General features: G+C 66.5%; 18 protein-coding genes. 6 read left to right on the top strand and 12 right to left on the bottom strand.

The genetic code is table 11. The features are described from left to right. Positions 1 to 2: 2 nt before the first annotated feature. The 3 genes from QE360_RS02570 to QE360_RS02560 all read right to left on the bottom strand — a co-directional run bounded on the left by QE360_RS02570 (position 3) and on the right by QE360_RS02560 (position 1,433). The gene (locus QE360_RS02570; protein WP_309699081.1) at positions 3 to 575 is read right to left on the bottom strand and encodes an HAAS signaling domain-containing protein; all 573 of its coding nucleotides are present in this window, start codon (positions 573 to 575) and stop codon (positions 3 to 5) included. After that, complete coding sequence (locus QE360_RS02565; RefSeq protein ID WP_309699079.1) at positions 572 to 916, bottom strand: PadR family transcriptional regulator; 345 nt, start codon at positions 914 to 916, stop codon at positions 572 to 574. Before QE360_RS02565 ends, QE360_RS02570 begins: the two co-directional genes overlap by 4 nt. Before the next feature lie 124 nt (positions 917 to 1,040). Next, positions 1,041 to 1,433 carry a glycine zipper 2TM domain-containing protein gene (locus QE360_RS02560; RefSeq protein ID WP_307103081.1) on the bottom strand — a complete coding sequence of 131 codons (393 nt, stop codon included), beginning with the start codon at positions 1,431 to 1,433 and terminating at the stop codon, positions 1,041 to 1,043. 164 nt (positions 1,434 to 1,597) lie between these two features. Between QE360_RS02560 and QE360_RS02555 the strand changes: the two genes are divergently transcribed. Genes QE360_RS02555 through QE360_RS02545 form a run of 3 tightly spaced genes read left to right on the top strand, consistent with a single transcriptional unit; the run spans position 1,598 to position 3,155 of the window. Beyond that, positions 1,598 to 2,263, top strand: coding sequence for an HAD-IA family hydrolase (locus tag QE360_RS02555; RefSeq protein ID WP_309699077.1), 666 nt, complete (start codon positions 1,598 to 1,600; stop codon positions 2,261 to 2,263). Next, complete coding sequence (locus tag QE360_RS02550) at positions 2,260 to 2,475, top strand: hypothetical protein (protein ID WP_309699075.1); 216 nt, start codon at positions 2,260 to 2,262, stop codon at positions 2,473 to 2,475. The genes QE360_RS02555 and QE360_RS02550 overlap by 4 nt, the downstream gene beginning before the upstream one ends. Beyond that, on the top strand, positions 2,472 to 3,155 hold the full coding sequence (locus QE360_RS02545; RefSeq protein ID WP_309692954.1) for an ATP12 family protein: 684 nt from the start codon (positions 2,472 to 2,474) through the stop codon (positions 3,153 to 3,155). Before QE360_RS02550 ends, QE360_RS02545 begins: the two co-directional genes overlap by 4 nt. Positions 3,156 to 3,536: 381 nt before the next feature. On the opposite strand, the gene gmk is transcribed toward QE360_RS02545, so the two are convergent. From gmk to rsmI, 7 genes are all read right to left on the bottom strand, one after another. Beyond that, the gene (gene gmk / locus QE360_RS02540) at positions 3,537 to 4,196 is read right to left on the bottom strand and encodes a guanylate kinase (RefSeq protein ID WP_307103088.1); all 660 of its coding nucleotides are present in this window, start codon (positions 4,194 to 4,196) and stop codon (positions 3,537 to 3,539) included. A gap of 79 nt (positions 4,197 to 4,275) precedes the next feature. Then, positions 4,276 to 4,485, bottom strand: coding sequence for a hypothetical protein (locus QE360_RS02535; protein ID WP_309699073.1), 210 nt, complete (start codon positions 4,483 to 4,485; stop codon positions 4,276 to 4,278). Beyond that, complete coding sequence (locus QE360_RS02530; protein WP_309699071.1) at positions 4,482 to 4,691, bottom strand: hypothetical protein; 210 nt, start codon at positions 4,689 to 4,691, stop codon at positions 4,482 to 4,484. The genes QE360_RS02535 and QE360_RS02530 overlap by 4 nt, the downstream gene beginning before the upstream one ends. Positions 4,692 to 4,778: 87 nt before the next feature. Beyond that, on the bottom strand, positions 4,779 to 5,741 hold the full coding sequence (gene gshB, locus QE360_RS02525; RefSeq protein WP_309692966.1) for a glutathione synthase: 963 nt from the start codon (positions 5,739 to 5,741) through the stop codon (positions 4,779 to 4,781). Positions 5,742 to 5,828: 87 nt separating this feature from the next. Beyond that, on the bottom strand, positions 5,829 to 6,206 hold the full coding sequence (locus QE360_RS02520) for a YraN family protein (RefSeq protein WP_309699069.1): 378 nt from the start codon (positions 6,204 to 6,206) through the stop codon (positions 5,829 to 5,831). A 27-nt stretch (positions 6,207 to 6,233) separates the two neighbouring features. Continuing rightward, complete coding sequence (locus QE360_RS02515) at positions 6,234 to 6,602, bottom strand: STAS/SEC14 domain-containing protein (protein ID WP_309699067.1); 369 nt, start codon at positions 6,600 to 6,602, stop codon at positions 6,234 to 6,236. Between the two features lie 63 nt (positions 6,603 to 6,665). After that, positions 6,666 to 7,535, bottom strand: coding sequence for a 16S rRNA (cytidine(1402)-2'-O)-methyltransferase (gene rsmI, locus QE360_RS02510; protein WP_309699065.1), 870 nt, complete (start codon positions 7,533 to 7,535; stop codon positions 6,666 to 6,668). Between rsmI and QE360_RS02505 the strand changes: the two genes are divergently transcribed. Then, positions 7,534 to 8,766 carry a penicillin-binding protein activator gene (locus tag QE360_RS02505; protein ID WP_405052554.1) on the top strand — a complete coding sequence of 411 codons (1,233 nt, stop codon included), beginning with the start codon at positions 7,534 to 7,536 and terminating at the stop codon, positions 8,764 to 8,766. The genes rsmI and QE360_RS02505 overlap by 2 nt on opposite strands. A 97-nt stretch (positions 8,767 to 8,863) precedes the next feature. Here the strand turns inward: QE360_RS02505 and QE360_RS02500 are convergent, their stop codons facing one another. Both QE360_RS02500 and hemW read right to left on the bottom strand, forming a co-directional pair. Next, positions 8,864 to 11,950 carry a carboxypeptidase regulatory-like domain-containing protein gene (locus QE360_RS02500; RefSeq protein ID WP_309699063.1) on the bottom strand — a complete coding sequence of 1,029 codons (3,087 nt, stop codon included), beginning with the start codon at positions 11,948 to 11,950 and terminating at the stop codon, positions 8,864 to 8,866. Positions 11,951 to 12,314: 364 nt separating this feature from the next. Continuing rightward, complete coding sequence (gene hemW / locus QE360_RS02495; RefSeq protein WP_309699061.1) at positions 12,315 to 13,469, bottom strand: radical SAM family heme chaperone HemW; 1,155 nt, start codon at positions 13,467 to 13,469, stop codon at positions 12,315 to 12,317. On the opposite strand from hemW, the gene QE360_RS02490 reads away from it, so the two are divergent. Beyond that, the gene (locus QE360_RS02490) at positions 13,468 to 14,091 is read left to right on the top strand and encodes a CAP domain-containing protein (RefSeq protein WP_309699060.1); all 624 of its coding nucleotides are present in this window, start codon (positions 13,468 to 13,470) and stop codon (positions 14,089 to 14,091) included. The genes hemW and QE360_RS02490 overlap by 2 nt on opposite strands. Positions 14,092 to 14,121: 30 nt before the next feature. Next, positions 14,122 to 14,508: a hypothetical protein gene (locus QE360_RS02485; RefSeq protein ID WP_309699057.1), complete on the top strand. Its 387-nt coding sequence runs from the start codon at positions 14,122 to 14,124 to the stop codon at positions 14,506 to 14,508. Positions 14,509 to 14,604: the final 96 nt, after the last annotated feature.

The following is a 14,604-nucleotide window of genomic DNA, read 5'->3' as shown; positions in this document are numbered from 1 at the left end:
GGTCAGAAGGCGGGGGCGCGGCGGAGGAGATGCCGCCCCGTCCCCCGCAATATGAAGGTGGCCAGCGCATAACAGGCCAGTGCGCCCGCAATTCCGATCGGCAGCACCCAGAATCCGATCATCTCCGGTGTGGCGGGCGTATCCGCCAGAATGCCGAATGCCGGTCCCTGAGGCAGCGACCATAGGCCGACATGGCTGGGGAAGAGCGGCTTGACGATCGCGACCGCCGCGAAGCTCAGCGCAATCAGATAGAGCAGCATGGCCACCAGCATGGCGCCAAACGCTGCCGCGCTCCGCCCCGACCGGACCAGCATCGCCGCGATCAGCGGAGCCGGGCGATCTTCGCCCAAGGCCCCCGCCAGCCGATATTCCTGGACGAAGCGCGCCGCGAGCGCATGCGGTGTACCGAGCGCGGCGAGGCTGGCGCCGAGGCGCTCCGAGCTGGCGGCCAGGCTTTCGGCCAGGTGGCTCTCGATCTCGCGCGCGATTCCTTCGCGGTCCTTGCAAGGGATCGACTGGAGCGACCAGCGCAGGCGGCGCACATAGTCGGCGATGATACGGGCAGGCTCGGTCATGGCTGATCCTCCACTAGAGTCGTGATGGTGGTGCGAAAATCGATCCAGGCTGCGCGCATCGCTTCGGCCAGCGCGGCGCCTTCATCGGTCAGGCGATAATATTTGCGCGGATTGCCGCCCTCTGCGGGCAAATCCCAGCGGCCGATGATACGCCCGGCCTTCTCCAGCCGATTGAGCAGGGGGTATAGACTGCCTTCGCTGACCAACTCACCGGCCGACCGGATGCGCGCGAGAATCTCCAGGCCATAAGCCTCGCCCCGCGACAGGACGGCCAGCAGAACCAGTTCCGCCGCTCCCTTGCGCAATTGCGACTGCCAGCCTGCCATGTCCATGAGTGACATGATGTTGCAATATGCCTTGCTATGCAAGGTACATTGTGACGATATGGCAAGAGCCCCGCCGACCTTATGGCCGACGGGGCTCTTCCTTGTTACGGCGGAGGGCGCTTGCCCCCCGCCTTCGCGATTAACGGCAGTAGCCGGGATTGTTCGACTTTTCGATCGCATGACCGGCCAGCGCACCCGCGCCGCCGCCCAGGATCGTGCCGAGCGTCCGGTCGCCGCGCGTGTCGATCGTCCGGCCCAGCAGGCCGCCCGCGATCGCGCCGACGATGGTGCCGGTGGTGCCGCTGTTGCAGCGCTGCGGACCACGGTTGTAATAGCCGCGGTCATAGCCGCCGCGACGGTCGTAATAGCCGCGATCATAACGCGGGCCACGGTTGTAGCCGTCATAATAGGCATCGCCATAGGCGCGCTCATAGCGGTCGCCATAATAACGCTGCGCCGAGGCGGCGGTCGGAACCATCGCCGTCGCGCCGACGGCAAGGGCAGCGGCTGCGAGCGAGAGCTTCTTGAACATCGTCTTCTCCCTTGATCTTCAATCCGGCGGCGAAGGGACCAATCCCGTCGTCGTTGATGCTCTTCTGCCCGATTCGCCATGATGCGATGCTGAATGCGTTTGTTAGCTATCGTTCATGGACGAGGGCGCTTCCCCCGCCGCGACCTTGCCGATAGGACGGGCCGATGACGCGCCTGCGCCTTGCCCTGTTCGATTGCGACGGCACCCTTGTCGACAGCCAGGCCAATATCTGCCTTGCCGCCGTCGAGGCGTTCGCCCTGTCCGGCCTCACCCCACCGCCCGCGCCGGCAATTCGCCGGATCGTCGGGCTGAGCCTGGTCGAGGCGATGCGCGTGCTCGCCCCCGACCAGCCCGACGAGGCGCATCACCGGCTGGCGAGCGATTACAAGGCGGCGTTCTTCCGCCTGCGCACCGAAGGCGCGATGGCGCCCGAGCCGCTGTTCGACGGCATCCCCCCGCTGCTCGACCATCTGGCGGCGGAGGGCTGGCTGATGGGCGTGGCGACCGGCAAGTCGGACCGGGGGCTTGCCCGCGTGCTGGCCGAACATGGCCTGGCGCATCATTTCGTCACGTTGCAGACCGCCGACCGACACCCCTCGAAACCCGATCCTGCGATGGTGTTCGCCGCCATGGCCGAGACGGGGGTGGCCGCGGCGGACGTGGCGATGATCGGCGATACGAGTTTCGACATGGCGATGGGCAAGGCGGCGGGCGCCTTCGCGGTCGGCGTGGCCTGGGGATATCATGGCGTGCACGAACTGGTGAATGCGGGCGCGCAGGTCGTCGCGCAGGACGTGGCCGACCTGCCTGCGCTGCTGGTGCGGGCATGAGCGCGGATAGCCGCGCGCGGCGGCACTGGTTCATCATCACGGGCGTCCGCCTGATCGGCGTGGCGGGGGCGCTGTTCGGCATCGTGCTCGCCTCGCGCGGGGTGGCCTGGCCGCAAAAGGCGCTGGGCGTCGCCATCGTCCTGTCGGCCTTGGCGATGATCGCGGTGGTGCCTGCCGGTCTGGCGCATCGCTGGCGGAGTGGTGCGGAATGAAGCGGTTCTGGACGAATGTCGGCGTCGATGCCGATCGGGTGGTCCGGCTGGACGATCGGCCGGTGCGCACGCCGGGCCGCGCGCCGCTGGCCCTGCCGACGCCCGCGCTGGCCGAGGCCGTGGCGGGGGAATGGCGCGCGGTCGAGGAGACGGTGGACCCGCGCGCCATGCCGTTGACCGGGCTGGCCAATGCCGCGATCGACCGGATCGGCGCGGATCCGGCGCCCTTTGCGCAGGGGCTGGCGCGCTATGCCGAAACCGACCTGCTCTGCTACCGCGCCGACTCGCCGCCCGAGCTGGTCGAGCGGCAGGACCGGGTGTGGAACCCGCTGCTCGACTGGGCGCGCGATCGCTACGACGTGCATTTCACGCTGGTGAGCGGGATCATGCACCGGCCCCAGCCCGATGCGACGGTCGATCGGCTGGCGCAGGCGGTGGCGGCGCTCGATGCCTTCCGGCTGGCGGCGCTGTCGCCGGTGGTGACGATCACCGGCTCGCTGGTCCTGGCGCTGGCGCTGCTGGAGGGCGCAGCGGAGCCCGATGCGGTGTGGATCGCCGCGCATGTCGACGAGGATTTCCAGGCCGAGATTTGGGGCGAGGACTATCTCGCCATCGAGGCGCGCGAGGGCAAAAGGCGCGAGTTCGACGCGGCGGTGCGGTTTCTGGCGGCGCTGGGGTAGGGGCGTGGGCTTCGACTGCGCTCAGCCCGAACGGGGGTGGGGCGCGAGGTGGGGATTTCTACTGGCAGGCCACGCCCTCCGTTCGCACTGAGCGAAGTCGAAGTGCACAGGATTCGTTTGCGGCCAGGCTTTCCCTTGGGCTTCGACTTCGCTCAGCCTGAACGGGGGTGGGGCGCGACGAGAGGCTGTCTGCTGGCACGCCCGTCTTCCGTTCGCACTGAGCGAAGTCGAAGTGCGCGGGACTCGTTTGCGGCCCGGCTTTCGCTTGGGCTTCGACTGCGCTCAGCCTGAACGGAGGTGGGGGTGAGGAGAGGCTCTCTGCTGGCACGCCACCCCTCCGTTCGCACGGAGCGAAGGGCGCGCCCGGCACACACCCCGTAGTTACTTCGTGGTCAGCTTCCGGATGAACCCGATCAGTCCGGTCTGGCGCGAACGCTTCAGCCGTTCGGCCTGGAGGATGGTCTTCACCCCCTGGAAACATTGTTCGACATCGTCATTGACCAGGACATAGTCATAGCCGTCCCAGTGGCTGACCTCATTGGTCGCACGGGCCATGCGCGCGTCGATCACCGCCACCGAGTCGGTCGCGCGGCGCTCGAGTCGCTGGCGCAGTTCCTCCATCGAGGGGGGGAAGATGAAGACGCGGACCACGTCGCCGCCCGCAATCTGGAACAGCTGCTGCGCGCCCTGCCAGTCGATGTCGAACAGCACGTCCTTGCCGGCCGCCAGCATCGCCTCGACCTGCGCGCGTGGCGTGCCGTAGCGATTGTCGAAGACATGCGCCCATTCCAGGAACTCGTCATTCGCCACCATGTGACGGAATTGCTCGAGATCGACGAAGTGATAGTCCTTGCCGTCCTCTTCGCCGGGACGGATCGGACGGGTCGTCGCCGACACCGACATCTGGAGGCCCGCATCGTCCGCCAGCAGCTTGCGCGCGATGGTCGACTTGCCCGCGCCCGAGGGCGAGGACAGCACGAACAACATGCCGCGGCGCTTCAGCTTGTGGGGATCGTCGGGATTGGCGGGCGAATTGGGCATGGCTGCCTTTGACGCACGCCACCACAGCGCGTCAAGCCATGGCTGACGCGCTGCGACGGGGCGAAGGCGATCGGGCGCGTCAATAGCGCGTGGCGGTCGCCTTGCTGGCCTTGTGGCGGTCATAGGCCTTCTTGGCCGCATAGCCGCCGCCGAGCAGCAGACCGAGCGGGCCCAGCCGCCGCATGCCGCCCACCGCCAGCGCGCCCAGTGCGGCACCCTTCAGCCCGTCATTGCCTTCGCGACGGCTGACTTCACGCCCGACCAGCGCACCGATGATTCGTCCGATCATTGCACCTCTCCAAAAACCCGGTCCTTGAGCTCGCCCGCGCCGCGCAGCACCGCCCAGCCCACCGCATAGGTGATGGCCAGCGGCAGTACGACCTTCAGGACATTGGCGGTCACCGCGCCGATGATCGCGCCGTCGGCGACGCCATCGTCGCCCGACAGGCCATCGATCGCGGAACCGACCAGCGCGCCGATAGTGGTTGCACTCATAGCTCTGCCCCTCATTGCTCAAGGCAGGAAAAGCGCGGGAGGGGCGATGGGTTCCGTGCGCATCGCCGGCCATGCGCGCCGTGATCCTCAGCCCTTGGCCGCGACCTTGGCCTCGATCGCGTCCCAGATCATGGCGGCGACATCGGTGCCGTCGAATTTCTCGATCGCGACGATGCCGGTGGGGGAGGTGACGTTGATCTCGGTCAGCCACTCGCCGCCGATCACGTCGATCCCGACGAACAACAGCCCGCGCCGCTTCAATTCCGGCCCCAGCACCGCGCAAATCTCGCGTTCGCGCGCCGTCAGCTCGGTCTTCTCCGCCGAGCCGCCGACCGCCAGATTGGAGCGAATCTCGCCCTCGCCGGGCAAGCGGTTTATCGCGCCCGCGACCTCGCCGTCGATCAGGACGATCCGCTTGTCGCCCTTCGCCACGGCGGGGAGGAAGGCCTGGACCATATGCGGTTCGCGATACGCGGTGTTGAACACCTCGATCAGCGCGGACAGGTTCGCGCCGTCGCGCCCGACCTTGAAGATCGCCTTGCCGCCATTGCCGTGCAGCGGCTTGATGACGATCTCGCCATGCTCGGCCAGGAACGCGCGCGCCTCGTCCAGCGAACGGGTGACGAGCGTCGGCGGCATGAATTGCGGATAGTCGAGGACGAAGACCTTTTCCGGTGCGTTGCGCACGCTGCGCGGATTGTTGACGACCAGCGTCTTCTCGGCGACCCGCTCCAGCAAATGGGTGGCGGTGATATAGCCCAGGTCGAAGGGCGGATCCTGGCGCATCAGCACGACATCGGCCTCGTCGCCCAGGTCGAGTTTCACTGGTTCGCCGAAGCTATAATGATCGCCCGCGACCCGCTGCACGGTGACCGGATGCGCCTTGGTCCAGAGATGCCCGTCCGACCAGTTGAGGTCGCCCGCATCATAGTGGAACAGCTTGTGTCCCCGTGCCTGCGCCGACAGCATCAGCGCGAAGCTCGAGTCCCCGGCGATATTGATCTGGTCCATCGGGTCCATCTGGACAGCGACGGTCAGCGGCTTGGACATGGGGAGCGTTCCTTCCTTCGGACGGGTCTTTGGCAGGGGAGGTAATCCTTCGCCCCGCCCCTGTCACCCGCCCCTGTCACCCGCGCGTCACCCGCACCAGGCATTTTCGATGTGACGCGGCCGCGTACCCGGCGCGAGCAGGATGACGTCGATGCGGATATCGTCACTCGGCCCCGCATAGGTCGCCATCAGGATTTCCGCCGCCGCCGCGACCCGTGCCAGCCGCCGTCCGTCGATCGCGAAGTCCAATTCTGCGGCAGTCTTGCGCGTCTTGACCTCGACAAAGGCGACCAGCGATCCGCGCCGCGCGATCAGGTCGACCTCCCCCGCAGGCGTGCGGACCCGGCGGTCGAGAATGGTCCAGCCCTTCAGCCGCAGCCACCATGCGGCCAGGCGCTCGCCGCGTCGGCCCGACTCTTCGGCGGCGCGGCGGTCCCGGCGGGGGCGAGGCGGAACGAGCGACATGCGCCCTGTTAACCCATGACCCGGTGGTCAGGCGAGGCTTTCCTCCGGCGACACGAGCCATTCCAGGGCGGATTCGGGCGTTTCGAAGATGCGCAGATAGGGTTGCTTCATCAGGCGCAGGATCTGCTGCCGTGCGATCGCGCTGTTGGTCACCATGCCGATGCGGCGGGCGCGCGGGAAATTGCGCATATTGTTGTGGACGACCATGACGGAATCGGACGGCTGGACGCGGATGACGCTCATATCGACGCGCAGGAGATAGCCGGGCACGAAGCCGCTGCGCCAGAAAGCGTCCGTCAGCTCATGGGCATAGCGCGCCGCGATCTCGGGCGTGAACAATCCTGTCCAGCGTATGTCCAGCAGGTTGATGTCGTGATGAAAATCGAAGGCGTACATGAGGGAGCGGCTCCTGGCCCCGCCATGCGCCTGCGTCCCTTAGAAATTCCCTAACGCCGCATCCTAATCGCTTGAATTCCCGCTCTTCAGCGCCAGGGCACGGGCGTAGAGCGCCTTGCGGTCGAGCCCCAGCGCCTTGGCCACCTCGCTCGCCGCGCGGCCGACCGGCAGGCGGGTCAGCGCCTCGGCCAGCGCGGCGTCGGCATCCTGCTCGGTGGCGGGCGGAGCTTCACCCGGCGGTGCGACGACGATCGCGATCTCGCCCTTCGGTCCACCCTCGGCATAGCGCGCGGCGAGGGTGGAGAGGGTGCCGGTCACCGCCTCCTCGAACTTCTTGGTGATCTCCCGCGTCACCGCCGCCTCGCGGTCGCCCAGCCCTTCCGCCAGCGCGGTCAGCGTCGCGGACAGGCGCGGTCCCGATTCGTAGAGGACCAGGGTCGCGCGGATCCCGGCGATCTCGGCGATCGCATCGGCGCGCGCCTTTTCCTTGGGCGGCAGGAAGCCCGCGAACAGGAACCGGTCGGTCGGCAACCCTGCCAGGGTCAGCGCGGCGATGGCGGCGCAGGGGCCGGGGATCGTCACCACCGCATGCCCCGCCGCGCGCGCATCGCGCACCAGCTTGTAACCCGGGTCCGAGATCAACGGTGTCCCGGCATCGGACACCAGCGCCACCGCCTGGGTCGCCATGCGCGCGATCAGGCCGGGGCGGACATGCTCGGCATTGTGGTCGTGATAGGGCTGCATGGGCCGCTTGACCCCGATATGGCGGAGCAGACCGGCGGTCACGCGGCTGTCCTCGACGGCGATGACATCGGCGTTTGTCAATATGTTGGCGGCGCGCGGCGACAGATCGCCGAGATTGCCGATCGGGGTCGCGACGATGTACAGCCCGGGTTCGAGAGTGTGTTCGGATTGGGTCACGGGGATCGTCATGACAGAGGCAGGGCTGTTCGTACAACCGGGGGCCGCAGATTCGGGCGGCTCGCAATTTCACGGCTGGCGGATCGGGCGCGGCCTGGCGCTGGCGACGACGCTGTTCCTGGGAGCGTGCCAGACGATCGTCCCGCGCGGGCCCGTCGAACAGCCCCAGACCCGGCCCGTGCCCACGACGCCGCGCCCGTCGACCGAGGTCGAGCATGGCCTGCCGCGCGACACCGCGCGCCACCGCGTCGCGCTGCTGGTGCCGCTGTCGGGCGCCAATGCGGGCGTGGGCCAGTCGATCGCCAACGCCACGATGATGGCGCTGCTCGATGCGCAGGCGGACACGATCCGAATCACCAATTACGACACCGCGAACGGCGCGGCGGCGGCGGCGCAGAAGGCGATCGCCGAGGGCGCGCAGCTGATCCTGGGGCCGCTGCTGTCCGAGGATGTCCGCGCGGTCGCCCCCGTCGCACGGGCAGCGCGGGTGCCGGTCATCAGCTTTTCCAACGATGCCGGGGTCGCGGGCGGCGGCACCTATCTGATGGGCTATACGCCCGCCCAGTCGATCGACCGGGTGGTGGATTTCGCGCATGAGCGCGGCGTCACGACCTTTGCGGGCCTCGTCCCCAACGGCCTGTATGGCGAGCGCGCCTCGACCGCCTTTCTCCGCGCGGTCGAGGGGGCGGGGGGGCAGGTCGTCTCGCTCCAGCCCTATGGCCGGGTCGCGGGCGGGATCGCGGCGGCGGCGCAGCGGCTGAACGCCAAGGCGCCCTATGACGCGGTGCTGGTCGCCGATGGCGGCGCGGCGGCGGCGGCGGCGGCCCCGGTCCTGAAGCGCGGGTCGGGCGCGAACACGCATCTGCTGGGGACCGAGCTGTGGAACTCCGAATCGGGAATCGCCGCGCGCGCGCCTCTGAACGGGGCCTGGTTCGCCAGCGTGTCGAACACGCTCTACCGGCAATATGCGACCAAATACCGCGCCCGGTTCAGGACCGCGCCCTATCGCCTGTCGAGCCTGGGCTATGACGCGGTCCTGCTGACCGTGCGCATCGCCCGCGACTGGAAGATGAACGCGCCGTTCCCCGAGACCCGGCTGCGCGCGTCGGACGGTTTTTCCGGGATCGACGGCGCCTTCCGCTTCGGCCGCGACGGCGTGGCCGAACGCGCGCTGGAGGTGCAGGAAATCCGCGACGGCACCACGATCACCGTATCCCCCGCCCCGACCGGGTTCGGGGAGTGATGTCTTCCTGACAAAAAAGGCCGGGACGATCGCTCGTCCCGGCCCGAAGTCGAAGCCTGTCTGAGCCAACACGGCCCAGACAGACTTCGGGGGTAAATCAGAAGGCGTATTGGAACTGGAACCGGGCGTTGCGACCGGCCTGATAGCCGGTGATCGTCCGGTAGTAGATCGACGCCGTACCAGCATTGTTGGTGCCGAACTCGTTGAAGTTGCTCGGCGTCTTCAGGTTCAGGAAGTTGAAGACGGTCAGACGGATCGTCGCGTTGGAGCGACCGATCGGCAGCTTCGTCGAGATGTCGAGATTGTCGGTGAACAGCCAACGGCCATCGAATGCCGTGCCGCGCCGGACCAGCTGGACCGGGTAGGCGGTGTTCGGATCGGTGTTGATCGAGCCGTCCGGCTTGACCTGGCAATAGGCACCCGCCGCGCCATAGGCACGCGCATAGGGATCTACATCGAGCGGCACGCGGCCGATACAGCCATATTTGCGCGGTGCGGTGGCCGAGAAGCTGAAGCCGAAGTTGAACCAGCCCAGCTGATAGCTACCGAACAGCTTGAAGACGTGGCGACGGTCGTTCGGCGTATAGCCGTACATGCCGCGCGTCAGGCCGGGCTGGTCGAAGTCCTGGGTCAGGCCGGTATCGCTCTGGCCGTTGTCGCTCTTCACGCCGCCTTCATAGTTGCCATAGGTCTTGCCATAGACATAGGACCCTTCGAGGCTCCACACGCCGTCGAACTCACGCCAGGCGCGGAAGGTCATCGAGCGGTGGAAGCGCTGCGCCTTGGGGTAGCCCAGTTGTTCGGCGGTAAAATTGACGGTCCGAGGTGTGGTTTCGCCGTTGATCGGATCCGACAGGGTGATCGGACCACCACGACCCGGATTGATCAGCACATATTGGTGGAAGCCGTCCCAAGTGTTGCTGCAGCCCGAGATGTTCTGCGCCTTGCAATAATTGTTGACGGCCAAGTCGATCGCCGCGTCTTCCAGCACTTCGTTGAGCTGGGTGACGGTCAGAAAGGCGTTGAACCGCCAGCGATCGACCCGCTTTTCATAGCCGATGATCATTTCGTCGGCCGATTGCGGCTTCAGCCCTTGCGCCACGACGCTGCGCGTGTCGGGAGCGCGGCCGGTGCCGGTCACGTCGCAGTTGCGGATGCCCGTATCGGGACACGCTGCCGCACCTGCATAGAGCACCGGTGCGCCCAGGACCGGAATGTTGTTGCCATCCAGGCCGTTGAACACGTTGGTACGCGTGTAATATGTTTCACCACCTGCCAGGCGGATATTGGTGTTGGCGGCCACGGGGATGAACAGACGGCTGAAGCTGGCATAGATCTTGTCGGTCTGGTTGCCGATCGGATCGAAGGTCACGCCGAGGCGCGGACCCCATTGGTTGCCCGACTTGTAGAAGGTCGCCCCATCGCCATTCTTGTTCTCGAACCGATCGAGACGCAAGCCGAGATTGAGGTTCAGCCGGTTGTCCATCAGCGACCAGCTGTCCTGCGCATAAAAGGCGTCGTTGCGCGAGGCGAAGCCGCCACCCGACGCATAGGTCCACTGGCGGACATAGTCGGTACCGATCGGCAAGCCATATTGGTCGCCCGCACGGGCACGGAAGATGGTGTAGCCGATGCCACCGCCATTGCCGAGGGTCTGGACCTTTGAGGACAAGTCTTCGCGGTCATAGCCGAAGCGGACATGGTGAGCGCCGAGCGCCTTGAAATAGACATCGACGTCGGTGCGGTAGAATTTGCGGACGTCTTCGGCCGACTGGATCGCGCCGCCGGGGTTGGTCAGGCTGATCGGCGAGTCTGTGCGCGAATCGCTGACCGGCGGCAGATTGGTGCCGAAGCGGTTGATCGACTGACCAAAGCTGACATTCTCGTTACGACCATAGGCTGCCGATACCGTCAGCCACTTGCTCATCACGCCGGTGTAGCGGCCGACATAGTTCTTGCCGCCGTAACGGCCATAGCTCTGCCCCTGATATGGCCCGTCGACTCCGGTCACCGGGTTCCAGCGATCGGCCACCGAGTTGGTGTTGCCATAGGTGCGGGTCGTGCCCTCGCCCGAGGTGTCGAAATAGGTGAATTCCAGGCGTTGGCCGTTGGTGATGACCGCGTCGATCTTGCCGCCGAAGAAGGGAGAGGTGGTACGGTAGGTGTAACGCGAGGTGCCGAGGAAGGTGTTGGTTGCCGGGAACCACTGACGTCCCGCAGTGATCGAGCTGATATTGCGCGACTGATACAGGCCGTAGAAGAAGAGGTGATCCTTCCACAACGGGCCCGACAGTTCCGCCGTCATCGACGTGGAATCATAGCGGCTATGCTTGTTGTCCGAATAGATGGTGTCCTTGGTGGCGCTCATCAGTTCGTTGGGGCTGGCGGTGAAGATGATGCCGCCATGGAATTCGTTCGAACCCGACTTGGTGGTCGCGTTGATGAAGCCGCCGGTCGAACGCCCGAACTCGGCCGCATAGCCGCCGGTCTTGGTTTCCACCGTCTGGTAGAAGTCGAACGGAACCGTCACCGCGCCCAGGCTCTTGCGGAAGTCGGTGATGTTCAGGCCATTGATGAAGAAGGCGTTTTCGGACACCGCCGCGCCGTTGATCGACGGCAGGCCGCCAAACGCACCCGCGCCCGCATTGGCGCCCGGCGCCAGCAGGATGACCGATTGCAGGTCGCGACCGACCGGCAGGCGGGTGGCGATGTCGGCGACGTCGATGACCGCGCCGGTCGTGGTGCTGTCGAAGTCCGAGGTGCGGATACGCTTGCCCGACACCATGATCTCGCCCGCATTGCCCTCGACCTCGCCGCCGAGCGCGAAGCGGTTCGACGACGATCCGGCGCGCAGAGCCACCTTTTCCTCGTTATAGGTCGTGAAACCCGGCGCGGTGATCGTGAAGCTGTAGGTGCCTGGCGGAAGTTCCGGGATCTGATAGCTGCCGTCGCGATCGGTCTTGACGCTGCGGGTGAAACCCTGTGCATCCGAGGTGACGCTGACGGTGGCACCCGCGACCGGCTTGCCCGATGCGTCGGTGACCTGGCCGCTTGCGATGACGTTGACATAACCCTGTGCGGCGGCGGGTGCCGCCACGACGGTCAGGCTGGAAACGGCGACGATCCCGGCCGCTGCGGACAATAGGATGCCTTTGCGGCGACGCCGCATTGCTTCGATCCCCATCGATGTAAATCCCCCTTCATCGTGCCCGCCCGTTTATGGGTCGGACACCAGATCAAGGCCTGAACCTGTTCTTCAGGCCTCTGTCCGGCATCTAGGCAGAGCGCAAAACCAGGGTCAATATAGTATAACATATTGTATTATTGATCTAAATCACCGATTAAATCGCTGGTTTGTCACATTAAATTTCGGAATTTGACAAAAATGGACAAATTGAACCAATCCTGAACGGAAATTTCATTCACTTTCGGTTCAGTTGTTGCATTGTTACCACAGCAAGCCCGACGGTCAGATTTTTATTACCAAATGCGTACCATTCGTCGCAAAGTCAGCAGGTCTGAAATCGGCATGGTGACGCCCAAAGTCGTCAGAGTACGATGTCGCGCAGGATGGCATCGAGCAGCAGAGCGCCATCTCCCGTCACGATCAGGCGCCCGCCGGCATGCCGGACCAGCCCTTGGCGAGAGAGTGTCGCTACGGCTTTCGCATCGACCATCTCCCGACCCCCGGCCAGCGCGATGATGCGGGTCAGGTCGACGCCTTCGCGCAGGCGCAGGCCCATGACCAGCGCCTCGGTCGCGCGAGTGACGGGATGGAGCGTTTCCTCGGTTTCGATGCCGTGGCCGTTGCGATCGACCGCCGCCATCCAGTTTTCGGGCTTCTTGCGGCGCACCGTCGCCACGCCCTCGCGGCGGCCATGCGCGCCGGGGCCTATCCCGACATAGTCGCCGTAACGCCAATAGGTCAGGTTGTGGCGGCTCTCCGCCCCCGGCCTCGCATGGTTGGACGTCTCATAGGCGGGCAGCCCGGCGGCGGCGGTGCGCTGGCGCGTCGCCTCGAACAGATCGGCGGCGGCGTCGCCGTCGGGGATGGTCAGCCGCCCTGCCGCCGCCTCGGTGTGGAAGCGCGTGCCCGGCTCGATCGTCAGCTGATAGAGCGACAGATGCTCGGTGCCATAGCCGATCGCGCGGCTGAGCTCGGCCTCCCAGTCGGGCAGGGGCTGGCCCGGGCGGGCATAGATCAGGTCGAAGCTGACCCGCCCGAACACCCCTTGCGCGGTCTGGAGCGCGCGCAGCGCCTCGTCCACGCCGTGCGCCCGGCCCAGGAAATGCAGCGCCTCGTCATCGAGCGCCTGGACGCCCAGCGAGGCGCGGTTGACCCCGGCGGCGGCCAGATCGGCGAAACGCGCCGCTTCGACCGAGGAGGGATTGGCCTCCAGCGTGATCTCGATCCCCTCGGCAAAGCCCCAGTGGCGCTCGGCGGCGTCCAGGATCGCGGCGACCGTGGCGGGGGGCATCAGCGAGGGCGTGCCGCCGCCGAAGAAGATCGAGGTCAGCCGCCGATCGGGCAGCGCCTGGGCCTCATGCGCCAGATCGGCGAGCAGCGCCTTTTGCCACGCCGCCTGGTCCACCGACTCGCGGACATGGCTGTTGAAGTCGCAATAGGGGCATTTGGAGACGCAAAAGGGCCAATGGACATAGAGCGCGAGCGGGGCGGGGGTCGGCGATATTGCGGAGGACATGATGCGGCCCGATATGGCGGCGATGCGTGCGCTTCGCCATCTCTTATCGATTCCCGTCTTCGCCCTGTTGCTGGCGGGATGCGGCCAAATGGTCCCGTCCTCGCGGCCGGGGACGGGGGAGCGTCCGCCCGCGCGCGTGGTCGAGGCGCGCCCCTCCGATGCGCCCGCGCCGCGGGGGGCCGGATTGTTGCGCCAGGCGATGCTGGCCGGGCACCGCGCGGCGCGGGCCGAAATTGGGTTGCCACCCCTGGCCTGGGACGACCGGCTGGCGGCGAGCGCGCTGGCCTATGCGCAGGACATGGCGCGTACCGGCCGCTTCCAGCATGCCGAACAGCCGCAGGGGCCGACCCGGCAGGGCGAGAATCTGTGGACCGGCACGCGCGGCGCCTATCGCTATGACGAGATGATGGGGCATTGGATCGCGGAGAAGCGCGACTTCGTGAATCTGCCCGTGCCGCAATCGAGCCGGACCGGGCAGTTCGGCGACGTGGCGCATTATACCCAGATCGTCTGGGCGCGTTCCACGACGGTCGGATGCGCGATGGCGAGCAACGCACGCGACGACTTCCTCGTTTGCCGCTATAGCCCGACGGGCAACGTCTTTGGCGAACGGGCATTCTGACTCGACGGACGCGGCAAAAGGAACGGCGCAATGGCGAATCCCTATGATCCGATGGCGTGGATCGCCTTCTGGAGTGCGCCCGCGCGTTTCGCGGTGATGGCCGGGGAGGCGGTGCTGAGCGCGCAAAGCGTGATCGCGACCCGCATGGGGGCGATGGCGACGGGCACGTCCTCGGTCGCCGAGATGACGCTGATGGTCAGCGAGAAGGTGAAGGCATTGGACCAGTCGGCAAAGGTCTGGAACCGCGATCAGGCGGCGCTGACGCGTCTGTCGCGGCACGATCCGCGCGGCGGGATCATCGATGCATGGGAGTCGATGGCCCGCGCCATGCTGATCGGCGCGTCGATGCCGGTCCAGGCGATGGCGCCGGTGCACAAGGCGGTGACCGCGAACCAGAAGCGGCTGGCCAAGGGGTAACAGATTTCCTCCCCTGCAGGGGGGAGGGGGACCATGCGCAGCATGGTGGAGGGGTGTCACCCTCTCGATAGCGCGACACCCCTCCGTCAGCCCTTC

It is taken from the genome of Sphingomonas sp. SORGH_AS_0789 (assembly GCF_031453055.1).
Lineage (GTDB): Bacteria > Pseudomonadota > Alphaproteobacteria > Sphingomonadales > Sphingomonadaceae > Sphingomonas.
Note: the sequence above shows the minus strand (reverse complement) of the source record. Positions and strands in the feature narration are given on the sequence as shown.